23 protein-coding genes are annotated in these 25,416 nt (G+C 46.5%); 7 read left to right on the plus strand and 16 right to left on the minus strand.

Annotation, left to right across the window (positions count from 1 at the left end; translation table 11 throughout):
• Positions 1–103: 103 nt before the first annotated feature.
• The 10 genes from kamE to speE form a co-directional block, all read right to left on the minus strand.
• Entirely contained in the window at positions 104–853 is a 750-nt protein-coding gene (gene kamE / locus BN1691_RS07265; protein WP_048601541.1) for a lysine 5,6-aminomutase subunit beta, read from the minus strand.
• On the minus strand, positions 850–2,430 hold the full coding sequence (gene kamD, locus BN1691_RS07270) for a lysine 5,6-aminomutase subunit alpha (protein WP_048601542.1): 1,581 nt from the start codon (positions 2,428–2,430) through the stop codon (positions 850–852). The genes kamE and kamD overlap by 4 nt, the downstream gene beginning before the upstream one ends.
• Entirely contained in the window at positions 2,430–4,085 is a 1,656-nt protein-coding gene (gene kamC / locus BN1691_RS07275; RefSeq protein ID WP_048601543.1) for a lysine 5,6-aminomutase reactivase ATPase KamC, read from the minus strand. Before kamC ends, kamD begins: the two co-directional genes overlap by 1 nt.
• Before the next feature lie 39 nt (positions 4,086–4,124).
• Positions 4,125–5,162, minus strand: a complete 1,038-nt coding sequence (gene kamB, locus BN1691_RS07280; RefSeq protein WP_048601544.1) for a lysine 5,6-aminomutase reactivase subunit KamB — start codon at positions 5,160–5,162, stop codon at positions 4,125–4,127.
• Between the two features lie 3 nt (positions 5,163–5,165).
• On the minus strand, positions 5,166–6,551 hold the full coding sequence (kamA, locus tag BN1691_RS07285; RefSeq protein ID WP_048601545.1) for a lysine 2,3-aminomutase: 1,386 nt from the start codon (positions 6,549–6,551) through the stop codon (positions 5,166–5,168).
• Positions 6,548–7,618 (minus strand): L-erythro-3,5-diaminohexanoate dehydrogenase, encoded by a 1,071-nt coding sequence (gene kdd, locus BN1691_RS07290; RefSeq protein ID WP_048601546.1) that lies wholly within the window; start codon positions 7,616–7,618, stop codon positions 6,548–6,550. The genes kamA and kdd overlap by 4 nt, the downstream gene beginning before the upstream one ends.
• Before the next feature lie 160 nt (positions 7,619–7,778).
• Entirely contained in the window at positions 7,779–9,182 is a 1,404-nt protein-coding gene (locus BN1691_RS07295) for a sigma-54 interaction domain-containing protein (protein ID WP_048601547.1), read from the minus strand.
• 117 nt (positions 9,183–9,299) lie between these two features.
• Positions 9,300–9,755, minus strand: a complete 456-nt coding sequence (locus BN1691_RS07300) for a YwiB family protein (RefSeq protein WP_048601548.1) — start codon at positions 9,753–9,755, stop codon at positions 9,300–9,302.
• A 39-nt stretch (positions 9,756–9,794) separates the two neighbouring features.
• Positions 9,795–10,667, minus strand: a complete 873-nt coding sequence (gene speB, locus BN1691_RS07305) for an agmatinase (RefSeq protein WP_048601549.1) — start codon at positions 10,665–10,667, stop codon at positions 9,795–9,797.
• 11 nt (positions 10,668–10,678) lie between these two features.
• Complete coding sequence (speE, locus tag BN1691_RS07310) at positions 10,679–11,506, minus strand: polyamine aminopropyltransferase (RefSeq protein WP_048601697.1); 828 nt, start codon at positions 11,504–11,506, stop codon at positions 10,679–10,681.
• A 185-nt stretch (positions 11,507–11,691) separates the two neighbouring features.
• On the opposite strand from speE, the gene BN1691_RS07315 reads away from it, so the two are divergent.
• The 3 genes from BN1691_RS07315 to BN1691_RS07325 all read left to right on the plus strand — a co-directional run bounded on the left by BN1691_RS07315 (position 11,692) and on the right by BN1691_RS07325 (position 15,692).
• A complete protein-coding gene (locus BN1691_RS07315; RefSeq protein ID WP_187116861.1) occupies positions 11,692–13,734 on the plus strand; it encodes a transglycosylase domain-containing protein in 2,043 nt (680 codons plus the stop codon).
• An 85-nt stretch (positions 13,735–13,819) separates the two neighbouring features.
• The gene (locus BN1691_RS07320; protein WP_048601551.1) at positions 13,820–14,698 is read left to right on the plus strand and encodes an NAD(P)-dependent oxidoreductase; all 879 of its coding nucleotides are present in this window, start codon (positions 13,820–13,822) and stop codon (positions 14,696–14,698) included.
• Positions 14,699–14,837: 139 nt separating this feature from the next.
• Complete coding sequence (locus tag BN1691_RS07325; RefSeq protein WP_187116862.1) at positions 14,838–15,692, plus strand: DNA adenine methylase; 855 nt, start codon at positions 14,838–14,840, stop codon at positions 15,690–15,692.
• A gap of 114 nt (positions 15,693–15,806) precedes the next feature.
• Here BN1691_RS07325 and BN1691_RS07330 read toward each other — a convergent pair whose 3' ends face one another.
• The 4 genes from BN1691_RS07330 to BN1691_RS07345 form a co-directional block, all read right to left on the minus strand.
• Positions 15,807–16,319: a YwhD family protein gene (locus BN1691_RS07330; protein WP_048601552.1), complete on the minus strand. Its 513-nt coding sequence runs from the start codon at positions 16,317–16,319 to the stop codon at positions 15,807–15,809.
• Between the two features lie 91 nt (positions 16,320–16,410).
• On the minus strand, positions 16,411–16,842 hold the full coding sequence (gene nikR / locus BN1691_RS07335) for a nickel-responsive transcriptional regulator NikR (protein ID WP_048601553.1): 432 nt from the start codon (positions 16,840–16,842) through the stop codon (positions 16,411–16,413).
• Positions 16,843–16,847: 5 nt separating this feature from the next.
• Complete coding sequence (locus BN1691_RS07340; protein WP_048601554.1) at positions 16,848–18,128, minus strand: HD domain-containing protein; 1,281 nt, start codon at positions 18,126–18,128, stop codon at positions 16,848–16,850.
• 22 nt (positions 18,129–18,150) lie between these two features.
• Complete coding sequence (locus BN1691_RS07345; RefSeq protein ID WP_048601555.1) at positions 18,151–19,062, minus strand: RluA family pseudouridine synthase; 912 nt, start codon at positions 19,060–19,062, stop codon at positions 18,151–18,153.
• A gap of 197 nt (positions 19,063–19,259) precedes the next feature.
• On the opposite strand from BN1691_RS07345, the gene BN1691_RS07350 reads away from it, so the two are divergent.
• The 4 genes from BN1691_RS07350 to hemQ are packed head-to-tail and all read left to right on the plus strand — an operon-like array spanning position 19,260 to position 23,317.
• The gene (locus tag BN1691_RS07350; RefSeq protein WP_048601556.1) at positions 19,260–20,402 is read left to right on the plus strand and encodes a S1C family serine protease; all 1,143 of its coding nucleotides are present in this window, start codon (positions 19,260–19,262) and stop codon (positions 20,400–20,402) included.
• Positions 20,403–20,448: 46 nt separating this feature from the next.
• Positions 20,449–21,117 carry a response regulator transcription factor gene (locus BN1691_RS07355; RefSeq protein WP_048601557.1) on the plus strand — a complete coding sequence of 223 codons (669 nt, stop codon included), beginning with the start codon at positions 20,449–20,451 and terminating at the stop codon, positions 21,115–21,117.
• 2 nt (positions 21,118–21,119) lie between these two features.
• The gene (locus BN1691_RS07360) at positions 21,120–22,517 is read left to right on the plus strand and encodes a sensor histidine kinase (protein WP_076850135.1); all 1,398 of its coding nucleotides are present in this window, start codon (positions 21,120–21,122) and stop codon (positions 22,515–22,517) included.
• Positions 22,518–22,570: 53 nt separating this feature from the next.
• Positions 22,571–23,317, plus strand: coding sequence for a hydrogen peroxide-dependent heme synthase (hemQ, locus tag BN1691_RS07365; RefSeq protein WP_048601559.1), 747 nt, complete (start codon positions 22,571–22,573; stop codon positions 23,315–23,317).
• A gap of 92 nt (positions 23,318–23,409) precedes the next feature.
• Here the strand turns inward: hemQ and BN1691_RS07370 are convergent, their stop codons facing one another.
• A complete protein-coding gene (locus BN1691_RS07370; protein ID WP_048601560.1) occupies positions 23,410–24,624 on the minus strand; it encodes an ABC transporter permease in 1,215 nt (404 codons plus the stop codon).
• Positions 24,621–25,382: an ABC transporter ATP-binding protein gene (locus BN1691_RS07375; RefSeq protein ID WP_048601561.1), complete on the minus strand. Its 762-nt coding sequence runs from the start codon at positions 25,380–25,382 to the stop codon at positions 24,621–24,623. Before BN1691_RS07375 ends, BN1691_RS07370 begins: the two co-directional genes overlap by 4 nt.
• Positions 25,383–25,416 lie beyond the last annotated feature (34 nt).

A 25,416-nucleotide genomic window follows, 5' to 3' on the forward strand; every position in this document is an offset into this window, starting at 1 on the left:
TTGCACCTCATATATTTTGAATTCGTCTTTTACCCATATCCCTATTCTAATCTATTTCATCAGAAATGTGCTAATGCATGACCAAACTTCTTTTTGGGAAGTGTTATTCTCCGCGCTGGATTAACTGGTCTAGGATAAAGGATGCTACATCAGGGGCAGTGTGGCCAGGTCCAAACCCGGCATCGAAGCCCAATTCTAACGCCATTTCATGATTGATGCGTGGTCCCCCACAGATAACGATAAAGCGTTGACGTAGCTGGTCAGCCTCAAGGAGCTCGATTAAATTGGTCAGATTTTTAATATGCACCCCTTTTTGCGTCACTACCTGGGAGACAAGGATGGCATCAGCATTCAGCTCCACCGCTCGTGCCATCAGCCTTTCATTGGGTACCTGACTGCCTAAATTATACGCTTCCACCTCAGGATATCGTTCCAAGCCATAATCGCCATGATAACCTTTCATATTCATAATGGCATCGATCCCTACTGTATGGGCATCTGTGCCAGTGCATGCACCCACTACTACCATCTTTCGCCCTAATTGATGGCGAATGGCATGATTGATCTCTTCAAAGCTCCTCTGTTTGCTTTGGATTTTAGGCACTTCAATTTTCGTCATATCAACACTAGCCTGTGATTTCCCATAAAGGATAAAGAAGGAGTAACCCTCACCTAAATCCACGCTATGATAGATTTGTGGTTCCTCTAGTCCCATTGCAGCACAGAGCTGCTTAGCTGCCTCCTTCGCTTCTTCATTATGAGGAATAGGTAATGTAAACGACAATTGTACAATCCCATCTCCTAAGGTATCCCCATAGGGACGAATTCTCTTCCAATCTACCTGTTGAATCATGCTATCACCTCCCTTGGGCCTAATCCCAAGCGCTCCCGCAATAGCTCCTCGAAGGGGTTCCAATAGGTAGAATCTTTGAGCAACACACCAGATAGTCCCCTTCCACCATCTAATGGCCGTTTCACATCCGCAAAAAGTCCTGCACTGATGGCACTTAATAGCCCCGTCTCCTCAACCTCCTTAAGCATTTGAGCTGCTTTTGCTAGTACCTGCTGTGCTCGCCCTTCAATCTGCCCACCAGGGCGGAAGAGAATCTCCTCACCAAGATGGCGCATGTTGTTCATGATATAGCGAGCATTCTCTAGTGCCAAATAACGATCGTGCATATGAGGGGTGTGCATGGCTTCCGTCATCATCCCTAGTAATTGAATACCCTGCTGTGTCATGATCCCCACCATATTAAAGAGCGCATCCTGAAGATGGCCTTTAAAAATATTGCCTGTCATATGCTTGGTAGGAGGCATATATTTTAAAGGTGCCTCAGGAAAAATTTCCCGGGACATCTGTGCTTGTGCTAGCTCCCACAAAAAGCCATCCTCTAAATCTGGATTCATCTCAAAGGCATGACCTAATCCCATCTGCTGTGGGGGTAATCCAGATAACAACGCCAGTTGCTCATTGACGAGCTGGGATGCTAAGACGGTATGTGCTGCTTCTACAGCATCTGCCGTAGTAAGGTAATTATCCTCTCCGGTGTTGATAATAATGCCTGCATAGCTGTTAATCATCCGTGAAAAATACTGATCAACAAGGGTTCGCTGCATATTAATATCACGGAAGAGGATCCCGTACAGCGCATCGTTGAGCATCATATCTAGACGTTCAAGTGCACCCATGGCAGCGATTTCTGGCATACATAGCCCTGAACAATAATTGCAGAGACGGATATATCTCCCTAATTCTTCCCCTACTTCATCTAGAGCTGCCCGCATAATACGAAAGTTTTCCTGGGTAGCATAGGTACCACCAAAGCCCTCACGTGTGGCACCAAAGGGAACGAAATCGAGGAGACTCTGCCCTGTACTACGTATCACGGCAATGACATCTGCCCCTTGGCGAGCTGCTGTACGCGCCTGTACGATATCCTCATAGATATCACCCGTAGCTACAATTACATAGAGATAGGGCTGCTTCGCATCACCCTTCTTTGTAATGATCTGTTCACGGTATCGCCGTTGCTCTTCAATCTTGCGGAGATTTTGCTCAGAAAGCTCTCTCCCCTTTTTGTGCACTGCTTCTCTGCTTGCCTGAGGAAGCTGTGTCAATTTTATCTCTCCAGCTGCCACTCCCTCCACAAGCTCCTGAATCTCCACGTTAAGCTGCAAGGCGCCATTCACTAACCAGTAGGAGATACCCCGATTTAATGTACCTTCATCTAGGATCTGTTCAACCACCACATTGGGTAAAGGAACGCCATCACTATTAATCCCATCTACGCCAAAGAGACGAGTCACCGTCCGCTCAACAGCTACCGTCGTCCTTTGGGCAATGAAGCGGTCTACATCCTTGGCAATCCTGCCCGCAGACTGACGCGCTTGATCAATGATCTCTTGATCCAATCTTAGTTTCGCTTCCATTATGGTTCCTCCCTCCCGTTCTTGTTCTCTTTATATTCCGCCTCCACCGCTTGTAATAGGGGAGGGTATAGTCCGAGGATTTCAGCAATTCGTAAGGCTTCCTGCGGTATGGATTGCGTCTCTGTTGGATAAAGAGCATAATCCAGCTGACTTTGTAGATGAGCTAGCAACTCCTGCCACCTACCCTCAGCTGGATACTCTTCCGTTTCCAACCGTTCTAGCTCTCCTTGCAGTGCATTCATTCGAATGCCTCCAGTTTGATAAAAATGGAGCTTGGGAATAGAGAGGACAGCAGGGAAATGGGTGACGAAGAGCGTCATGCAACCACTGGTCTGCTGAAGATATTGAACAACTCCCCGAGCAAAGCGTGAGCCTTCAATGGGATTCGTCCCCCGTGCAAATTCATCAAAGCAGAGTAGGACAGACGTCCCCACACTTTTCTCCTGTAAGATGGTATGGACTGCCAGGAGATCGAAGCCAAAGGAGCTTAGACCTGCTCCTGCATCCTGCCCATCGCCTGTGAGCAGATAGAGTTCATGAAAAAGCTGCGTGGTTAACTGTTGGGCAGGAACCCAGAAGCCATATTGTACAAGGGATTGGAGAAAAATGATCGTACGTAAGGCTACGCTCTTCCCCCCCATGTTAGCACCTGTCAAAATCGTGACACCATCCGTTAACTCTAGAGAGATGGGAGTGAACGCAAACCGCTGCGCCAGCAGGGGATGAATACCTTTATCTACGCGAAAGAGACCAGTACCACTTAATTGCGGCTGCACCATTCCCCGTTGCAGAGCCCACTGAATGGCCAGCCACTCCAGCTCCCACTGTCCAATCGTACTGTGTAATTGCAGTAAGAGAGGCCAAACATCTTTTAGCTTACTGGTAAGCTCATGCAGGATCTCCTCGACGATTAACGAACTACGTTCCTCTAATATTTGCAGCTGTTCATCATAGACTTGAGTAATGGCTGGATGGAGCCCGTATGCCGCTTCAAATGGCGTGGTTCGAAGGAGTTGAAGTCCCTTAATTCCCTTCAACCCCTCGAGACGATTAAGGGGAACCCAGCATTCACCCTCCTGATTCCAGGTGAGCTTGTATTGGTCCGCTAATTCACAACGATACTTGGACAACTCCTCATGACGCTGCTGCAGTAACGCCTGCTGCTCTGATTGTATTCTCTGTAATCGTGGATCAAACTGAGCAGGGATGGTAAAGCCCCCATCTCCATCAGCTTGGAAGTGTTGGAACTCTTCCAATACCAGATTACACTGCTGTAGCGCCGCTAGTCCCTCATGATCCCAATGCTGTCGTTCCTGAAGCCAACCTCTTAACTGTGTTAGCCACTCCAAAAGCTGATACCAGTCACTCAACCGACCAGCGAGCCTCGCCTGCCACATCTTCAATAAATGTTCAATGGAAAATAGTCGCCGTAAGTACATCTGGATCCTCTCTACCACCTCTGGATGGGCGCGTAGATATGTAATGGCTCTCCCTTGCTGATCCATATAAGCCTGCCAGGTCGCTTCCTCCCCTGGACGAAAGGGCCTCCAGACTGACTTAGCCTGACGACCCATGGGGGTAATGGGCTTCAAGTCTTGCCAAAACTGTTCCCAGCCCGATGCACTCTCTGTTAGTCGCTGTAGACGTTGTCGCATGACGATACTCCTTTTCTATCTCTTATTCTTGTGGGCAAATCAATAGCGCTGCTGACGCAGCACATCCACTAATGGAACATCAGGTGGCATCACAGCACGTAAGGCAGCCGCCATCTCCTGTGGGTCAAAGAAATAGCCTGCACAAGAATCCGCGTTCATGGTGACCGCCAGCAATGGCAGCTGTTGCTGTACATAGCAATGTCCACCCCTTCGATAGAAAGGCTGAACATCACAGGCTTCCAAAAACCATCGCGTATGATCGCGGAGAACAAGATGAAGTGTAGGATTGATCTTACTTAATTGCTGAAGACGCTCCGTTGTAAGTGCTCCAGGAAGATAAAGGCCCGCTTCACCAACATGAGGAATCTCGGACAAAATCGACCCTTCTGCTAAGCTCCAGATCCCTGGCCAATGCTGACCTCCCTGCTCTGTCCATAGCCAGATTTGCTCGGGATACTTCGCTACTTCGTCCTCATAGTAAGCCCGTAATGCGAGAGGAAGGTGGCTCGTATCCGGTAGAGAAAGGGGAAGAAGGCGATCTTCCATCGCCTTGACCACTTCCTGTAATGAGGGATGAACCGATGCACCTACGGAGAGGATGAGTCCATCCACTAAATTAGGCTGGGCTGCTGTAACACGATCATAGGCCCCATCGATTAGGAGATGTGTTGCTCCTTGGTACTGAAAATGCTCCCATACTTCCTGCAGATCAGCAGTGGTAGGAGTTCCTGCTAGTTTGCATGTTCCTGCGTTCAGGGTACGAATGAGATAGATGGAGCCTAAAGGTGTTGAACGGGCAAGGCGTTGCAGGATCGTATACTCCACCTCACTCTCCTGCAGTGCCTGCTCTGCTGTAGCTACTAATGTATGAGGAGGAAGACGAACCGCTGGCTTCTCCCGATAGCTCCAGACATCATACTTCTCCCCATCCACTCCTAAACTCGCTACGGCCATTGAATATCCCCGTCTTTCTCCTTCTGCTAAGAGTCCATTTAATACCGTCGTCTTCCCTACATTCTTAGCAAGCCCTGCAATACAAACCCGGGGAGCTGATGCTGGCCAAATCTCTTTAAACATGCCCTATGCCTCTTTCTTTTGTTCGTTTTGCTCGCTCTCAGTTTGGACTTCAGTGCTTTTCTCTACTACCTTCTCACGATATTCCTGACGCTTATGCTTAAGAGAGACTGCGCCTTGCTCTTCATAGGTTTGACGTTTCCGCATCCGCGATAGATCCTGAGGTACGAGGTTGAAGGCTTGATCCTTCATCAGGGCTTCGATTCCTACGGTTGCCTTATCCTGTACATCTTCACCGTACCAATAGGCTTCCTCTTCCCCTCGTACGTAATGGGCTGGCTCAGGGTAACTGGTAATCACCCCTTCATAATTACGGAGCACCACTTTCTCTGGGCTTTGGGAGATAAGATAGTTGGGCATGACTGGAATTTTACCACCGCCTCCTGGTGCATCAATCACGAATGTGGGCACGGCATAGCCTGAGGTATGACCTCGTAATGATTCAATAATCTCAATGCCTCGTGCTGTAGGTACGCGGAAATGCCCGATCCCTTCTGACATATCACACTGGTAGATATAGTAAGGACGAACGCGGGTCTTGACGAGCTCATGAACCAGTTCCTTCATAATTCTGGTGCTATCATTCACACCACGGAGGATCACCGACTGGTTTCCTAAAGGAACGCCGGCATCAGCCAGCTTGGCACAGGCTTCTCGCGCTTCAGGGGTTAACTCCTTAGGATGATTGAAATGTGTGTTCAGCCAAATGGGGTGGTACTTCTTTAAAATAGCGCAGAGATTATCGGTAATCCGCTGAGGAAAAACCACAGGTGCTCGCGTGCCAATCCGAATAATCTCCACATGAGGAATCTCTCGCAGATTCTTTAAGATATACTCTAGGATTCGATCATTGATGAGCAGTCCATCACCACCAGAGATGAGCACATCGCGAACCTGTGGCGTATTCCGAATATATTGGATCGCTGCATCTAACTGCTTCTTAGGCACACCCATCCCGATCTGACCAGAGAAGCGGCGCCGTGTACAGTAGCGACAGTACATGGAGCATTGGTTGGTCACGAGGAATAGAACACGATCTGGATAGCGATGGGTAAGACCCGGTGTAGGAGAGTCCTCATCTTCGTGTAATGGATCCTCTAAATCGTATGGTGTTTTATTGATCTCATGGGAGAGGGGAACCGATTGTAAGCGTACAGGACATCGAGGATCGTCTGGATCCATGATGCTGGCATAGTAAGGTGTAATATTGAGTGGGATGGTCTGACTGGAAATGCGCACGCCTTCCTCCTCTTCTGGTGTTAAGTTGACCACTTTCTTAAGATCATCTACCGTTTTAATGGTATGAGTAAGTTGCCACATCCAATCATTCCATTCTTCGTCTGTCACATCTTTCCACAGCTCTACCTCACGCCAATCTCTTCTTTCCTTCATTCCATCCTCTCCTTTTCTGCTTCTATTGAGATTCCTGCATAACGTTGATAAAACCATGCAGCAATTTGGGGATGCTCCCAGATCGCCTCGAAGGCAGCTTGGACATGTCCTGCCGTGTAGCCATTGCCAATCACCATCTGAATATCCTTACCTACCCCTTCTGCCCCTAAGGCCGCTGCTGTAAAGCTGGTGGCCATACTGAAAAAATAGGTGATTCCGCCTTGACGGGTGCTTAAGATCGCCGCCATCTCTGTATGGGGCATGCTGACACAATTGATTACAAGATCGGCTAATTCACCAGCTGTGGCGGCTTCTACCTGCTTCAGCACCTCCACTGGTTGCGTGGCATCCACTTGGATCACCTCATCAGCAATATGAAGCTGACGCAACCAATCACATGCTTCTGCTGAGTATTCTAAGGCCAAGAGCTGACCTGTATTACCCAGCTGCTTACGCGCTTGGAAGAGGGAGAGAACCCCTGATTTTCCACCAGCGCCAAGGATGACCACCCGCTGTTCAGGCTGTACCAACTTAGCGATCTGCCCAGGGGCTCCACATACATCGAGTACTGCAAGTGCTACACGACGGGGTAGCTCCTGAGGAATAGGAGCAAAAATCCCGCTGGCAAAGAGGATGGCTTCCCCCTCTACCTCTACTTGACCTGTCTCCATACAGATGTCATGGATCTGGTGAATACTCAATGGTGTCAATGAGAGGGAGACCAGCGTCGCCACCTCTTGACCGATCTGCAGCTCTGAATGAGGAAAGCGTTCTCCCCATTGACGAATCTTCCCAATCAACATCCCACCTGAACCGGTTACAGGATTATGCATCTTCCCCCGTTCATGGACGATCTGCAAGATGCGCGTTGCCACTGCTTCCTTTGTGCCTCCTACTTCCCGTTTAATCTGCTGAAATGAAGCAGCATCAATGTTTAATGTGGTTACATCGAGTAAGAGCTCATTATCATAGATGGGTAAACTGGGATCTATCCGCCAGGCTGGCTGGGGTAGCGTATTTGGTGGCTCGATACTTCGATGAATTCCATAATGGTCTCCTGGCTTCATCGGCAACACCCCTTTCTACTCGATTTCTAATGCAATATTCGTGCCAATTTTCAATCTATTCAATCTATTATTCGTAAGCATGGTATGGCAAGCAATTCAGACATTCTTCGTTTTCAAATGCATAAAAAAAAGAAATGGGTGTGCCTAATTTCCGGCATACCTATTTCTCCTTTCGTGCAATGGTTCTGCGCTTGGCTAGCTTATATTGTAAAGTTTGACGAGGTATCCCCAATAGCTGCGCTGCCTTCTTCAGATTCCCTCCTGTTGTTAGTAACGCTTCCTCGATCAATTGTGTTTCATAATAAAATAATTGCTCCTGCAAGGAGAGGGATTGCTGCCAGCTTCCATATCTGTTGCGATCTAATAGGTAATCAGGCAAATCGCTTACCTTCAGTAGTGGTCCATCACTAAGATTAAAGGCTGCTTCAATCACATGCTTCAGTTCACGTACATTACCCGGCCAGGAATATTGCTGGAAAACCTTAGCCACTTCTGCACTGACCCCTTCAAGTGGACTCGTAAATTGCTGCTTAAAGCTGGTGATAAAATGCTGGGTCAACAAGGGAATGTCTTGTAGTCGTTCTCGTAGTGGCGGAATGGGAAGGGCTACCACCTGCAAACGGTAGAAGAGATCCTCACGTAACGCCCCTTGCTCAACAGCATCCAAGGGCTTTTGATTGGTTGCAGCCATGATGCGAACATCCACTGCTTGCGATTGTGTCCCCCCCACACGTCGTACTTGCTTCTCTTGGAGGACACGCAATAGTTTGGCCTGCAGCTCTAAAGGCATGGAGTTGATCTCATCGAGGAAGAGTGTCCCACCATCTGCCAGCTCAAACAACCCTGGTCGATCCACTGCACCTGTAAAGCTTCCTCGTACTGTTCCGAATAGTAACCCTTCCAACAAAGAAGCAGGAAGGGCTGCACAATTTTGAGCAATAAAGGGCTGTCCTGAACGTGGAGATGCTTGATGGATCCCTTGAACAAAAAGTTCCTTCCCAGTTCCCGTCTCACCATAGACTAAGATCGGCGAATTGGTACGCGCTGCTCTACGTGCCTGCTCGATTAATGCTAGCATCTTCTCATCCTGTGTAATAATCTGATCAAGATGATAAAAGCGAAGCCTTCGTTCCTCTCTGCCACCGGTTTGTCCTGTTTTCATCTGTGCTTGAATCTCCGCTAATCGATTTGCAAGTGTTTGTAATCGGCTGTAGTCCTTCGCAATCTCTACTGCTGCAATACATTCACCATGGCGAAGCACTGGAAGTGTGGTATTGATGGTGTCCACCCACTTCCCTTCCTTGTTCATATAGGTCTGATGCTGGTTGTGAATGGGCTGCCCCGTTGTTAATACGCGGAGAAGTGTACTGGTCTCCTGTGCAAGGGAGGGGAATGCGTCTAACAGATGTTTACCCAGAACTTGCTCGGGTTGCATTCCGTCTAACTGTGAAGCCACGCGATTATAAAAGATGGTGACACCATGCTGATCAACAACATGGATGCCTTCATCAATGGTCTCAAGAATGAGGGACCATAAATCCTGACTCTTCGTCAATCTATTCATCTCCTTCCTCCTACCTCCCTGACATGCCGAATATTTGGCTTTTATTGGCTAAAATATTAGCATTTTCTTCATATTACCAAGTTTTCCATTCCTCTGTAAAGAAAAAAATCTTCTCGCTCACATGAGACGAGAAGATGGCTGTGATAGAACTTGAATTGCAATACGAAACTGTCCTGCCTCCTGACCAGCAAGCCAGAGTTGGTAGGTGATAAGTAAGGATTGCAGGAGATGAGAAGCTTGCGATCCTGCCTTTCCATCATACTCGAGTTGGGTCGTCATCGTTGTCATTTCCATCCGCCCATATGGCGTAGTATACCAGCTTCTTCCTACCTCACCGAGAATAAAGGAATGGCGCATGGTGACACTACCTTGACGTATGATGGTCAGCTGATTAGGTTCTAGCTTCAGCGTGGTCTGCACCTCGCTCTCTTGCCCTTCATTCATGGAATAGCGAAGGAAATAACGCTCCTCTTCACCGTATAGCTTCCCTACGCTCTCTTCTTCAATGGTCTCTTTCTCTTGATCCTGCTGGATGGTGGTAACAACCTTCACATTTACAGGAATGGATAACAACGTTCTTCACCTCCCCCTGAACTAGATCCACCTTACATCTTATTTGATAAAACCAAGGAGCATCTCACGCACAAGCTTAGCTGCAAGGATCTGTGTCTGCTCTGTGGGATCATAGATGGGAGCAACCTCCACTAAATCGGCCCCTACGACTTGAACTTCCGAAGTGGCGATGGCCACAAGACTAGCCAACATCTCCTTAGAGGAGATCCCGCCTGCCTCTGCTGTTCCTGTCCCTGGTGCATAGGCTGGATCCAACACATCAATATCAATGGTAACATAGACCGGGCGGCCTTTCAGCTGAGGAAGCACCGCTTTCAGGGGCTCGAGCACATCAAATTTGGCAAGAAACATCCCTGTCTTCTCAGCAAACTGAAACTCCTCTTTCATTCCTGAGCGAATTCCAAAGGAGAATACATTGGAACCCCCTAAGAGCTCAACTGCCCGACGAATCGGCGTAGCATGGGAGAGTACCTCCCCCTCATAGTTCTCCCGTAAATCGGTATGGGCATCAAAATGAAGGACAGCTAGATCTGGATTACGCTGCGCCATGGCACGGATGATGGGCCAAGAGCAAAGATGTTCCCCACCTAGGCCTAGAGGAAATTTTCCTGCATTGAGGAGTTGACCTACATATTGGCCAATTAATTCAAGGCTACGTCCCGGATTACCAAATGGTAAAGGAATATCCCCTGCATCAAAATATTTGATGGCAGTCAGCTCCCGATCTAGATAAGGGCTATATTCTTCTAGACCAATGGAGACTTCACGGATTCGCGATGGTCCAAAACGGGAACCAGGACGGAAACTCACAGTAAAATCCATGGGCATCCCATAAATAACCGCCTGTGCTTCATCATAATTGGGATGGGAACCAATAAAGGTTTTGCCTGAATAGGCTTCATCAAATCGCATACGGTCACCTCCTACTTCACAAGGTCTAAAACAAATTTAGGCAATGCAAAGGCTGCAAAGTGAAGTTCTGGTGTGTAGTATTTGGTCTCAATCGCAGGAATTTCATCCTTCTGCACTTGTAATGGATCATATGTTTTGGAGCCCATGGTAAAGGTCCAAAGACCGCTAGGATAGGTAGGAATATTGGCGACATAGAGCCGAGTGATAGGGAAAATCTCCCGTACATCCTGTTGTACCTTACGGATTAAGTCTGCTTTAAACCAGGGATTATCGGTTTGTGCAACGAAGATCCCCTCTGGTTTTAAAGCCTCATAGATTCCTTGATAGAAGCCTTTCTCAAAGAGGTGAACGGCTGGACCAACAGGCTCTGTGGAGTCCACCATAATCACATCAAACTGTTGCTTCGCCTTAGCAATATACATAAAGCCATCATCAACCAGCACAGTTACGCGAGGGTCTTCCAATTTACCTGCGATACTAGGTAAGTATTGCTTGGAATACTCAATCACCTTACCATCAATATCCACTAAGGTAACATGCTTCACCTTATCGTGTTTGAGAATTTCCCGAACCACACCACCATCGCCGCCACCCACAACTAAGACTTCCTCTGGATTAGGGTGAGTATTTAAGGCTGGATGTGCCACCATCTCATGATAAACAAATTCATCCCGTTCTGTGGTCATGACCATGCCATCTAGCAGAAGCATGTTCCCAAACTCTTCTGTCTCCAGCATGTCTAACTTTTGATAGGGAGTTCGCTCTGTATGTAGCGTACGTTTAATTTTTGCTGTAATGCCAAAGCTTTGAGTCTGCTTTTCGGTAAACCATAACTCCATATCCAAATCCATCGGTCATCACCTTTCTTGATCATGTCCCAAACGGGAGCTCTGTAATTTTGAAAAATCGATCTGATTATCAGCCATGGGATCAAAAAATGCAATAGTATATTTCAATTTACCACAATCCATACTATACCTAGCATATGATCCATTTTTATACATTGAGAAGGAGGAACAGAGCGGTGCAGCCAGATAAACCCTTGTTAATGAGTCGTTGGTTCCAACTTTTGAAGCGTGGACTTCATTTTACCGCGATATTGAGTCTCATCCTCTTTATTCTGTTCTCCATCCTACTCGTTTATTTACGCATTAAACCACTACCTCCTGTACACATTGCTCAAACCACTTTACTCTACGATCAACATGGTGAAATTTTTGAAAGGCTACACGGTGGCGTGAATCGCATGTATGTCTCCTATGCTCAAATCCCTCAGGACCTGATCAATGCCACCATTGCGGTGGAAGATCGGAGTTTCTTTCAACATTTTGGTTTTGATATCAAACGAACGCTTCGAGCAGCCTACATCGATCTGAAGGAGATGCGTTTTCAGCAAGGAGCTAGCACCATTAGTCAACAGTTAGCACGTAACCTTTATTTATCCTTCGAGAAAACCTGGACAAGAAAATTGAAGGAAGCCTTGATCGCTCTACAGATTGAGTTACATTGGAGTAAAGAAGAAATCTTGGAAGCATACCTTAATCAGATCTATTACGGACATGGCGCCTATGGCGTCAAGGTAGCTGCCCAAATCTATTTCAATAAGGATGTAACAGAGCTTTCGCTAGGAGAGGCGGCTATGCTAGCAGGAATACCCAAGGGACCTAGTTACTACTCACCTCTCACAAACTATACTACTGCCAAGAAGCGGCAACACCTCGTCCTGCAATCCATGGTGGAGGCAGACTACATCACAGAAGAGGCAGCTCGTGCTGCCTATGCCGCCCCCCTACACTTACAAAGACTTGTTCGTGGAGAACAAGATGTGGCACCTTATTTTCGTGATGCTGTTCTCCAAGAGGCACAAGAGCGATTTAACCTCACCAAGGAAGAATTACAGCATGGTGGCTTGCGGATCTATACCACCCTCGATCCTGAACTACAGCATGCTGCTGAAAAGGCAGTTGCTACTTCCTTGCCGAAGGAGGGAGAGATCCAGGCTGCTTTCGTTGCCCTCGATCCTCGCTCTGGTCGAATACATGCCCTAGTAGGGGGACGGGAGTATGAAAAATCCTCCTTCAATCGTATTACACAGGCTCAACGTCATCCTGGTTCTACCATGAAGCCGATTCTTTACTTAACTGCATTAGAAGAGGGCTTCACTCCCATTACACGAATCGAGAGTAAACCAACGAAGTTCCGCTTTGATGGGGATAAGATCTATGAACCCATCAATTTTGACCATCATTATCTACTTCGTCCCATCACGATGCAGGAGGCGATTCGTACATCAGACAATATCTATGCGGTTACCACTCATCTCGCCATTGGCCAAGAGAAGCTGGTTCAGATGGCAGAACGGATGGGAATCACCACGACGCTGCAGCCCTACCCCTCTTTAGCTCTGGGTGCCCAAGGCATCACCCCCTTGGAGCTATCCACCGCCTATGGGGTGATCGCCAATGACGGAAAGCTTGTGCCACCCCACTTCATTCAGCGGATTGAGAAAGCGGATGGTAAACTCCTTGGAGCTCCCTCCTATAAGGAGGAAAAGGTGGCTCATTCCATCCATACCTTCCTACTATCTCAGATGATGATGTCCATCTTTCAGGAGGGAGGGACAGGACATCGGGTACAACGTGACCTTCCCTATCCAGTACCAGCGAAAACAGGGACAACCAGTATGGATGCCTGGATGGTTGGCTTCACTCCTGATTTAGTAAGCACGGTCTGGCTAGGATATGATCGTGAGCGTAAGCTGAATCAAGCAGAAACTGTGCCTGCGGCGCAAATCTGGGCACGCTTTATGGGGTACTACATGAGCTCTCGCCCCGTACAAGCTTTTACCATCCCCGTTGGTGTGGAACGACTCACCATTGATCCCATAAACGGAAAACGGGTTGATGCCTCCTGTGAGCGAGGAGAACTCCTCTATGTCCAGCGTGGAACTGTTCCCCGTTACGAATGGAGCGACTGTTCACCACTAGGAGAAAAGGGTCCCACACCTACGCCGAGCATCCCGAAGAAAAAATCACCCTCGTTTTGGCAACGGATTTTTCCTTGGTAAAGGTTAACATGTTATAATGAAAGAAAATTCGCTTTACTTATCAAAACAAATAAATCACTGAAGGATATAAGAGAGGGGAAGAAAAATGCCTCATCAGGATAAGGTGATTGGATTCATCGGAACAGGTGTTATGGGAAGTAGCATGGTACGTCGCTTACTGGCTGCTCATTATCAAGTGATTATCTACAATCGTACAAAAGAGAAAGCAGAAGCACTCATTAATGAAGGGGCTATCTGGGGGAAGTCCCCTATGGGGGTTGCCCAACAAGCGCAAGTGATCATCACCATGGTGGGGTATCCTTATGATGTAGAGGAAGTGTACTTTGGACCTCATGGAATTATAGCCAATGCTCACACAGGTAGCCTCTTGGTGGACATGACTACATCCACACCAACCCTTGCTAAGAAAATTTCAGAGGAGGCTTTGAAGTATCACCTTCAAGCTGTGGATGCTCCTGTTTCTGGAGGAGATATTGGTGCCAAGAATGGGACCCTCTCCATTATGATTGGTGGTAGCCAAGAGGCAGTAGCAGAGATTCAGCCGATTTTTTCAGTATTAGGGAACAACATCGTCTACCAAGGAGAAGCCGGTTCTGGTCAGCATACGAAAATGTGTAATCAGATCGCCATCGCTTCCAACATGATCGGTGTCATGGAGGCCATTGTTTATGCAAGAAAGGCTGGATTAGATCCTGAGAAGGTGCTGGAATCCATCAGTTCTGGAGCAGCAGGTAGCTGGTCTCTCTCCAATCTCATCCCTCGTGTACTCAAAGAGGATTATTCTCCTGGTTTCTTTATTAAACATTTTATTAAGGATATGGGAATCGCCTTAGAAGAAGCAGAAAAGATGGATTTACAATTACCTGGCTTACAATTGGCAAAATCCATGTATGACCAATTAGCTGAGGCAGGAGAAGAAAATAGTGGTACACAAGCGTTAATTAAATATTGGAATAACAACTAATATGGAAAGCTTTATCATTAAACAAACAAGGAGAGTTGTGTGCATACACTACTCTCCCTTTCTTTTGCTTCATACTGAATATTGATCTAAAATCAAGCAATGGCTACTATGAGTAATAGTTGACATTATAGAAGGGACGATGGTCTTGACTAGAAATCATATGATTCAACCTTTTCTCAAATGGGCGGGAGGAAAACGCCAATTACTAAGTGAAATCAGAAAATATATTCCAATGGACTTTTCAACATACTATGAACCATTCATCGGGGCGGGTGCTGTTTTATTCGATCTACAACCACAATGCGCGATCATTAGTGATGTGAATGCTGATCTGATTCAAGCCTATGAGGTCATTCGGGATGATGTAGATGCTTTAATCGAAGACTTGCAAAAGCATCAAAATACTCAAGAATACTTCTACCAAATTCGCAATCTCGATCGAAGTCCCCAGTTCCAACAGCTTACACCTGTGGAGAAGGCTTCCCGTTTAATATATTTGAATAAAACCTGCTTCAATGGTCTCTTTCGTGTCAATCGACATGGGCATTTTAACGTACCATATGGCCGTTATAAAAATCCCAATATCGTCAATGATCAGGTGCTTCGAGCTGTGCATCACTATCTGAATGAAAATCAGATCCATATCCAAAACACAGATTTTGCTGAAACGGTTGTGCATGCAAAAAAGGGAGACTTTATCTATTTAGACCCTCCCTATGATCCCATCAGTAGTACCGCCTCTTTTACAGCCTACAGTATAGTTGGCTTTGGCAAAGAGGAACAGGTACGTTTGCGCGATTTATACCGAGATTTAGACCGCAGGGGATGCAAGGTGCTCCTAAGCAACTCAGCGACAGACTTTATTAAGGATCTCTACAAGGAGTATCACATTGAAATCGTGGGTGCAGCACGGACAATTAATGCTGTAGCAACGCGGCGAGGTAAAATTGAAGAGGTACTGGTGATGAACTACGATCCTCGTCATGCTGACTAAATCCCATCCAATAAGAAAAAGGTAAAAACAACATTGTTTTTACCTTTTTCCCTGTGCATATAGATGATTGTGTGCACTTATAGTCTACCGAAAAGTACTAGGGATGACAAGCCGTTAAGATAGCAGTGATTTTAGTTGTTCCGGTGAATTTTCCCAGTAGGTCTGATTATGCTCTTGAAGAAAACGAGCCAGCAACTGCTTCTCTTGCGGACGTAATTCATCCAAGAGGAACTGACCCTTTAAGGCTTTATCCATGCGATTCACATGCTCAGCGAGGTTCTTATAACCGCGGCGCGCCTCATGATCGATGAGCATCCAAGAGGCTGTTATTCCGTGATAAGAGGGATGCTCCCCCTCGGTACTGATGGAAACCCAGATAATCCAATACTCTTTTCCATTGGGGACCTCCTCTTGCGCTACCCACTTCACACGTTTTTCTACTTGACTCTTCGCATGCATCGCTCCTAAATCGACATAGATCTCCTCTCCATCGATGATCACAGGAGCGAGAGAATTAAGGTTTAATACGCCACGAAAGGCTGTGGCATGCCCCTTTTGTTGCCCTGGTTGCTGCCCTGGCAGAATTGTAAAGGCAGTCCGCTTCTTTCCACTATTATTCGCGTCCATGAAGGCACTCCTTCCTTCCATCCATTGGTTCTCGTTATATTCTATCCATACTATTCCACCAATGGCAAGAAAGAGTGCTCAGGATTAACCATTAGACATCTTCAAGGGGAGCGACAGTAAACTTCCCATATTTAACCCCTTTAAGACTTATAATCTGTTCACTGAAAGCCCGTAGGCTACCTGCCTTTCCCTTGACTACAATGAGTTCAAGGCAATTGTGATGATTGAGATGAAAATGAGTGGTGGCAAGAATCGTATCATGCATCTCATGTTGAACTGTAGTTAGCTCCTCCATAATATCGGATTGATGGTGATCATAGAAGAGCAGGATACTACCTGCTACCATCTGTTCATCCTCTTCCCATGTCTGCTTGACCAAGGCTTGACGAACCAGATCACGCACTGCTTCAGAACGATTCTCATATCCCTGACGCTTAATTAATTGATCAAAATTACTTAAGAGCTTCTCATCCATGGAGACGCCAAAGCGTTTTAGATTGGTCTCCTTCTCTTTCTCCTTCATGAAGTTCATCCCCCTTCGCGTTGGTTGCCATAGTAAATCGTATGTACTGCTTGTCGGCACTCCTCTGGGACAAATAAGGTGGTACCTCCCCGTGGATGGGAGATCGCACGGATGGTATCCGATTGACGAGAGATTTCTACGATCTCTCCATACTGATTGGTGGTGAAGATGGTGTTATGCTTCCATCCCCCCTCCTCTCCAGCAATATAATAGTCATAGGCAATATTACTAGACTGGTCAAAGAGCAGATAGTATTCTGGATCATAACCATATTGATGAATCAGCCTGTTCACTTCCAATGTGGCCGTAGGATTATAATCGGAAGGTAGCTGAACTGGCTTCAATAAACGGCGGTGAAGTATACGATCAGCCATATCGGCTAAAATGGGATCTGAATGGTTCGTAAAATCCTTTAATGCCACATAGATATCCGTATCATCTAAGGCGAGGTACTCATTCACTGTTACATTCCCCGTTAAAAATGGGATAAACCGTGAAGAAACATCCTGATGCTCGCGAAGCTGCCCTTCTCGATAAAGGTGTTGGGCCCGCTTCCAGATCGATTTCAACATGCATTCAAGGCCACGCGTAGTTCGGTGTAGGTAGACCTGCCAGTACATATTATAACGAGCCATTAAATAAGCCTCTGCAGTGGATAGCCCTTTCCGAGCTACGACCAACTCGTCATGATGAAAGCTCAGCATCTCAATGAGCCGCTCATAATCAAATCGTCCATACATGGCTCCCGTAAAGAGAGAATCACGCATTAAGTAATCCATCCGATCCGCATCAATTTGACCTGAGATTAACATCTCCACACGCTTCATCGAGGATGTGCCTGCTAGGATGGCGGAGACCTGCTCTGGTAGTTGGGGATCAAATTGACGTAATGCTCCACTTAATTCGGGATCCTCTTGAATGATCCGCATGGACCACTGCTCATGGCGACCATACTCACCAAGGAGTCCTTCTAGGGTATGGGAAAGCGGTCCATGTCCGATATCATGCAGCAAGGCTGCACAACATCCAGCAAGGATCTCTTCATCATTGAATGGCTGCCCAATCTCAGCGAAGTGATCCGCTAGCTTATTAAAGAGATGAAATACTCCCAACGAATGACCAAAACGCGTATGTTCCCCACCATGGTATGTAATATAAGAAGTTCCAAGCTGGGAAAGGCGACGTAACCGTTGAAAAGCATACGTATCAATGATGGCTAAAAAGTCTCGATCTACACGGATAAAGCCGTGTACTGGATCGCGAAAGAGCTTATAAGGCCGATTCATCTCCATCCCTCCTACCTTTATTCTATTCCTTCAGGCCTAAACGAACAAATAATCGTTGAAGATCAGATGGTATGGGAGCGTCGATCTGCATCTGCCGTCCATCCATAGGGTGTTGAAATTGAATGGTGAAGGCATGCAGAGCTTGTCTTGGAAATAGAGTAGGATCTCCACCATATAAGCCGTCCCCAACTAATGGGTGACCTGCATGACGAAAATGAACGCGAATCTGATGTGTTCTTCCTGTCTCCAGTTTACACTCTACTAAGGAATATTCGCCATTGGTAGCAAGGCAATGATAATGAGTAATGGCTGTCTCACCATTGGGGCTGACCATCCGCCTTGTCCCATGACGCGGATCACGGGCAATGGGAAAGCAATAGGTTCCGTGCTCCTCCTCCATTCTCCCATGGACCACAGCGTAATATTGACGATGTATCTTCCGCTCACGTAGATCCTTATCAAGGATCGCCTGGGCATAAGCATGCTTCGCAAGGAGTAGCGTACCACTGGTATCCTTATCGAGACGATGAATATGGCGAACCTTCGCAGCAATGCCTTGCTGCTGATAATAGTAGGCAATTCCATTGGCTAATGTATGAAGCTGATTGGGCTTATTCGGGTGGACGGAAAGCCCTGCTGCCTTATTAACCACGAGAATATCATCATCCTCATAAAGGATATCCAAGGGTATCTCTTCCGGAATCACCCCATACTCTTCACGTCCAAAGAGCTCCACTCGAAGCATGTCACCTGCTTTGAGCTTCATCTTAAGATGAGCGATCCGCCGGTTGACAACAATGCCTCGCATCCGCGTTAATTTCTGAATTTGGCGATGGGAGATGAGCATTTTTTCCATCAATATTCGCTCCACCTCAATGCCTTCCCAGGTGGGTTCAATCTCATACTGTAGCCATTTTCCCTTTTTCTGCAGCAACTAGTCCACAACACCTTTCTTAATCAATCCCGTAATATAAGTTTCTTCCATTATATCAGAGCATATCCTTCGGTTGTTAAGCTGTTTTGTTCGGATATTTTAAGCTTATTTTAAGGTTGTTGGATTATATTATTTACTGCAAGGACGAGAAGAAATCAAGAAACCCTAGAAGTTAAGCATGAAGGAGGATGATGAGCATGCGATGGCAAAGACAGGTCCCCATTGTACTTTTGCTTGCCATTGTATTTGCTGGTGGTTACCTACTTGCCCAATTCACGCAAGGGGAAGTGGGAGCCTCCCAATCAGATCAAGTCAATCATAATACCACCACCAATCTTGAGGTACCCTACAATCCCAACTCTATCTCCACCATTGTGAAGGAGCATGGGGATGCTGTGGTTCGTATCTCCACAACATTTACAAGAGAAGCAAGTAATCCCTTCAGTAATGACCCCTTCTTTAATCAGCTCTTTGGTGATAATAATCCCTTCCAGCTAGAAGAGAAAGGCAATGGCCTGGGAACAGGTTTGATTATCTCCAAGGATGGTTATATTCTTACCAATAACCATGTGATTGAAAATGCCGATGTGATTGAAGTAACCATTAATGGTTATGAGGAACCCCTCAAGGCAAAATTAATTGGTTGTGATCAAGAACTGGATCTCGCTGTATTAAAGGTAAGTACCAAGAAGGATCTTCCCTTCCTTACCTTAGGAGACTCCAATCAAACCCAAGTCGGTGAGTGGGTGATCGCTATTGGAAACCCCTATGGCCTAGACCATACAGTGACTGTAGGGGTGATCAGTGCCAAGGAACGACCCTTAACCATCGATGGGCACACCCTCAAAGGTGTATTACAAACAGATGCATCCATCAATCCTGGTAATAGTGGTGGCCCACTTTTAAATATGCATGGTGAGGTCATTGGCATTAATACAGCAATTAATGCTAGTGCACAGGGAATTGGCTTTGCCATTCCTAGCTCACAGGTCAAAGAGGTGCTAAATGACTTAATCGAAAAAGGAAAAGTCGTACGCCCTTGGCTCGGTGTTAACATCCAAAGCATCAATGCTGACTTACAAGAGTACTTCAAGCTAGATTCTACTGATGGTGCCATTATTGCAGGTGTCGCTACAGGAAGCCCTGCTGAAAAAGCAGGGCTACAACGGGGCGATGTCATCCTTGAGCTGAATAATGAGAAGGTAAAAAGTGCAGATCAATTCGTCGACATGGTAAAAGAGTTGAAGGTGGGAGATAAGGCGATCCTACTGATTACTCGTAATGGACAATCCCAATACGTGACGGTGAAGATTGGAGAAAAAACAGACCCTGTCAACTAATGTTGGCAGGGTTTTCTTAGTATAATAGGGTTGAGGTGATGATAAGATGAAACTTCTGGTCGTTGACGACGATGCCCATATTACCCGGATGTTACAAAGAGCGCTCAGCTTCGAAGGCTATGAGATAGCTACCGCAGCCGATGGAAAGGAAGCACTAGACCAATTCCATTCATTCCACCCCGACTTAATCATCCTTGATGTGATGATGCCCCATTTGGATGGTTGGGATGTAGTAGAAGCCATTCGCAGGGCATCCAACACATTGATTTTAATGCTCACTGCCAAAGATGAACTAGAGGATCGTGTCTTTGGCTTAGATTTAGGCGCAGATGATTACCTCGTTAAGCCTTTTGCTTTAGATGAATTACTTGCTCGCATCCGCGCCCTTCTCCGTCGTCAATCACCAGAAGATCGTCAGGTTCTAGAATATGCTTACATCCAGATCAACCTGTTGGAGCGCCAAGTATATCGCCATGGCACTCCCCTCCATCTGACTGCGAAGGAATTTGAATTACTTCTGTACTTAATGCAACATCCTCGGCAGGTACTGACCAAGGAACAGCTCCTTGATGCAGTCTGGGGTTATGAGTATGTTGGGGAATCCAATGTGGTTGAGGTCTATATCGCCATGCTACGGCAAAAACTAGAGGAACATGACAACCCCCGTATCATCCAAACTGTACGCGGTGTCGGTTATGTATTGAGGAGCGAATAGCAGTGTCCATTCGAAAGAAAATTACCCTCTGGTTCAGTCTGCTTGTTGCCATTCTCTTAGCCGTCTTCTGTATCGTCCTCTATCAATTTATGAGTAATAGCATGAATCAGAAAATCAACGAACAGATGTATTTAAAGTCCGATGAAGTGATACGTCAGATTGAAGTCTATCCTAGCACCTCCTACTTTAATGAAGTGGTGCTGCCTGATGTTGATGTATTCATCAACCCTGGAATCTATTTGCAGCTACTGGATGACCAATATCGCATTATTAGTCGTTCGAGCAATCTAGGCAATCAACATATCCCCTTAAGCAATCAAGCCTATGATGAGACGAAGGCAGGTCACTCCCATATTGAAGATATTCATAGCAAGAATCAAGCCATTCGAATCTTATACCGTCCCATCATGGTAGAGAAGAAACAGGTTGGTGTCCTACAGGTTGCCATATCCCTCTCTTCCTATCTCTATACCATGAATGAGCTTCGCTTTATTCTCATTACAAGTAGCCTAATGGCTGTCATTGCTATTGCTCTCATCGGGTGGTTCATGGCGAAGAAGGTACTAGCTCCCATTGGACAGATCAACCGAACTACGAAAGAAATTACTAACCATTCAGATCTCCAACGTCGTATTCCCCATGAGGGACCGCAGGATGAGATTGGAATTTTGATCGAGAATATTAATACCATGCTTGCACGTCTTGAGAACATTTACAATGAATTGAACCAATCTTATCTGCTGCAGAAGCGCTTCGTCGCTGATGCATCCCATGAATTGCGAACACCACTCACCTCCATTCGGGGAAATGTGGAGCTTCTGCAACGGTTAGGCACAGAAAATGAGGAGCTAAAGCAGGAGATCATTCAGGATATTGAAGATGAAGCGACACGGATGAGCCGATTGATCCATGATTTATTAGCACTGGCTCGTGCTGATGCTGGGTTCAAAATGGAGATGGAATGGGTGGATCTTGCCTCTTTGTTTGAGGATCTGAAGAAGCATGTCCATCATTTTACGAAAGAGGGTGTTCAGTACACCACGCAATTAACTCTTTCCACTACGCAGATATGGGGAAATCATGATTACTTACGCCAATTGATTATTATCCTCCTCGATAATGCCTTTAAGTATACAGAGAAGGGCGAGGTACGACTGAAGGCGAGCGAGGATGAACAGCATCTCTATATTCAAGTACAGGATACTGGAATCGGAATGACAGCTGAGGAACTAGCTCATGCTAAGGAACGCTTCTATCGCTCTGACCTAGCACGGCAGCGGACTGGGGTCGGCCTTGGTCTTGCTATCGCCACTTGGATCGCACAAGAGCATGACGCGAAACTGGAGCTTACCAGTGAGCCGAAGGTAGGTACTTGTGTGACTCTCATCTTCGACAAATAAATACGTAGCATGGTATAATCGCCTTAGAATGGAATTAAAGGAGTGTTGAAAAAATGGCTGAAGTAGTACGCACCTTGGAAGGTTGGTACAGTTTACATGACTTTCGCTCCATTGACTGGGTAGCATGGAAAGAGCTCTCGTCAGCTGAACGGGAAGAGATTACTCAAGAGTTGATTCAACTATTTAATAGCTATCAAGCAGTTGAGAATAATCAGTTGGGAAGCTCCGTTTTTTATACCATTGCAGGTCAGAAGGCTGATTTTGTCTTCATGCACCTCCGCCCTACACTACAAGAATTAATTGAACTGGAGACCGCTTTTCAAAAGACACGTTTTGCCGACTATACGATCCCTGCCTACTCCTACGTCTCTGTCGTTGAGTTGAGTAATTATGTAAATAAACCAGGAGAAGATCCCTACAACGATCCCTATGTGCGTCGGCGTCTCTTCCCTACATTACCTCGTACGGAGTATCTCTGTTTCTACCCCATGGACAAGCGTCGGGAGGGGCAGGATAACTGGTATATGCTCCCGATGGAAGAACGACGTGAGTTGATGAAAAGTCACGGGATGATTGGACGTAGCTACGCTGAGGAAGTAACCCAAGTGATCACAGGGTCCGTGGGTTTAGATGACTGGGAATGGGGTGTTACCCTCTTCTCCGATGACCCCCTAGTATTTAAGAAGATGATCTATGAAATGCGCTTTGATGAAGTGAGTGCCCGCTACGGAGAATTTGGCTCTTTCTTCGTAGGTCACCGTTTAGATGAAGCTCAGATCAAAGCATGGCTACAGCTCTAACCATAGCGCATCTGGAAAATCGAAAAGTTAAGGCTACAGGTTCTATTAAAACCTGTAGCCTTTTTTACAAGCTAGCTTGGAAGCAAGCATATTTATTGAAGGGGATTCAAGCGTTTCTTCAAGTACCATTGGCTCCCAATCCACCAGCCAATGGGTGGCACAAGGAGGAGCCAGTAAAGCTGCGATTGGAAGGCTAGAATCACCACAGGAATGGCTAAGATGATCGCTGAGATGAACACATGCTTCTTGACCAGCTGTACATAGGCTTCTACCAGTTGCGTCATGGGCTGGGGATAGAGGCGAAGCCAGAGGAGATCATGAACACGACCATACAGGGGCGATATCTGCATACCAATCAGGAGAATGGATAATAAATAGACCGCTGCTGTCATCAGTCCTACTGGTAAGAACCCGAGCAAGAGAGCCATGACGATGGTCAGACGAAAATAGAGTGGGAATAAATCATGAGAACGATAAAAAACGAGATGGAGATAGTAGGAATAGGTTTTCCCTTCTTGAAAGGCAAGATGTTGTGCAAGGCTAGATAACCAGCTGCGCCGATGGACCTGCGCTTGTAATTGTGGAACATCCACAAACCAGTTCACGATGGTATAAAAGCGAACCACCATGCGCCTCTCCTTCTGAATCAGCCAATCCCAATTAAGTGGAAGCTGCTGGAGATGGCGATAGTGAAAGAACACTACTCCCAAAAGAAAAAGGAACCAGATTCCCACCCATATCTCTTCCTGCGCAAAGAAAAAGTAAAGCAGCATCCCATTGATCACCAATCGTCCTCCTTGGTGAGAGCGGGCAACCAAACGGGAACGTAGACGGTTCTCCTGCATTACCATCCATGTATTAAACCCTTTGAGTAGAACAAGAACGAACCACACCAGCAAGAAGGACCAACGTTCCGTTTCAGCCACCGTTTGGTAAAGGGGCCAAACTAGAAAGAGAACGGCAGTTAAGACCCCCACCTGAAAGCGATAGCTATAATAGAAGGCACGGCGAAAATAAGGCCCCAGCTCAAGCTCATAGGGAAGTAGGAAGAGTTGATCCGCTGTCTGCAGAAAGGTCCGAACCGCTCCCCCTGAGAGCAGAAGTGTGAACAAGGTCACCATGATTAGACGGACAGGAAAAGAGTCTGGTAGGGTTTGTAAAATTCGAGCATAGTAATAGCCTCCTACCAGAACCAGGAGGATCAAAAAGAAGAGAAATCCACTGTTGGTCACGTAGCGCAGATGACGAATCGCTTCAGACCAAAAGTGATCCACCCGCTGCTGCCAAAGCTTTAGCGCACTCATCATGATAACTCATCCTTTATCACATGTAAAAACAAATCCTCCAGTGTGATGGCCGACTGACCAACAGATTGACGCAATTCTTGGAGGCTTCCCTCCATTCGAATCCTTCCTTGATGAAGAATAATGAAACGATCCCCATGCTGCTCTGCAACTGGGAGTATATGTGAACTCATTAGGATCGCTGTCCCTCGCTCTTTCGCTTCAATAAACAAATCCATAATCTCCCGCATCGCCAATGGGTCGAGACCAACAAAGGGCTCGTCCACAATTAAAAGTTGTGGCTGTACGAGGAAAGCATTGATAATCATTACTTTCTGACGCATCCCCTTCGACATCTGTCCAGGAAAAAAGTTCAAACGATCACTCATTTGAAACCGTGTCAGTAAGGGGTGAACCCGCTCCTCAAACTCCTCCTTACCCAACCCATAGGCCATAGCAGTCAATTGAAGATGCTCCCACAATGTAAGATCCTCATAGACAAAGGGTGCCTCTGGTATGTATGCCATGGTGCGATGATATACTTCTGGATTCTCTTGAAGCTCCTTGCCATTAACGTAAATCGAACCTTCTACTGGCTGCAGTAAGCCTAAAATATGCTTAATGGTCGTACTCTTCCCTGCCCCATTTAATCCGATTAAACCAACCAGTTCTCCTGCTCTCACCTGGAAGGAGATCTGATGGAGAACAGGACGGCGGCGGTCATAGCCACCGCTCAAATTTTGGACATCCAATATAACAGATGATGATGTTGCTTGATTCAATGTAATCCTCTCCTTTCACAGCAACCCGCGCACT

Source organism: Rubeoparvulum massiliense, from assembly GCF_001049895.1.
GTDB lineage: Bacteria > Bacillota > Bacilli > Rubeoparvulales > Rubeoparvulaceae > Rubeoparvulum > Rubeoparvulum massiliense.

Coding starts and splice junctions, on each gene's coding strand:
- kamE (WP_048601541.1), bottom strand. CDS start 853: ATGATTCAACAGGTAGATTGGAAGAGAATTCGTCCCTATGGGGATACC.
- kamD (WP_048601542.1), bottom strand. CDS start 2,430: ATGGAAGCGAAACTAAGATTGGATCAAGAGATCATTGATCAAGCGCGT.
- kamC (WP_048601543.1), bottom strand. CDS start 4,085: ATGCGACAACGTCTACAGCGACTAACAGAGAGTGCATCGGGCTGGGAA.
- kamB (WP_048601544.1), bottom strand. CDS start 5,162: ATGTTTAAAGAGATTTGGCCAGCATCAGCTCCCCGGGTTTGTATTGCA.
- kamA (WP_048601545.1), bottom strand. CDS start 6,551: ATGAAGGAAAGAAGAGATTGGCGTGAGGTAGAGCTGTGGAAAGATGTG.
- kdd (WP_048601546.1), bottom strand. CDS start 7,618: ATGAAGCCAGGAGACCATTATGGAATTCATCGAAGTATCGAGCCACCA.
- BN1691_RS07295 (WP_048601547.1), bottom strand. CDS start 9,182: ATGAATAGATTGACGAAGAGTCAGGATTTATGGTCCCTCATTCTTGAG.
- speB (WP_048601549.1), bottom strand. CDS start 10,667: ATGCGATTTGATGAAGCCTATTCAGGCAAAACCTTTATTGGTTCCCAT.
- speE (WP_048601697.1), bottom strand. CDS start 11,506: ATGGAGTTATGGTTTACCGAAAAGCAGACTCAAAGCTTTGGCATTACA.
- BN1691_RS07320 (WP_048601551.1), top strand. CDS start 13,820: ATGCCTCATCAGGATAAGGTGATTGGATTCATCGGAACAGGTGTTATG.
- BN1691_RS07325 (WP_187116862.1), top strand. CDS start 14,838: ATGGTCTTGACTAGAAATCATATGATTCAACCTTTTCTCAAATGGGCG.
- BN1691_RS07330 (WP_048601552.1), bottom strand. CDS start 16,319: ATGGACGCGAATAATAGTGGAAAGAAGCGGACTGCCTTTACAATTCTG.
- nikR (WP_048601553.1), bottom strand. CDS start 16,842: ATGAAGGAGAAAGAGAAGGAGACCAATCTAAAACGCTTTGGCGTCTCC.
- BN1691_RS07340 (WP_048601554.1), bottom strand. CDS start 18,128: ATGAATCGGCCTTATAAGCTCTTTCGCGATCCAGTACACGGCTTTATC.
- BN1691_RS07350 (WP_048601556.1), top strand. CDS start 19,260: ATGCGATGGCAAAGACAGGTCCCCATTGTACTTTTGCTTGCCATTGTA.
- BN1691_RS07355 (WP_048601557.1), top strand. CDS start 20,449: ATGAAACTTCTGGTCGTTGACGACGATGCCCATATTACCCGGATGTTA.
- hemQ (WP_048601559.1), top strand. CDS start 22,571: ATGGCTGAAGTAGTACGCACCTTGGAAGGTTGGTACAGTTTACATGAC.
- BN1691_RS07370 (WP_048601560.1), bottom strand. CDS start 24,624: ATGATGAGTGCGCTAAAGCTTTGGCAGCAGCGGGTGGATCACTTTTGG.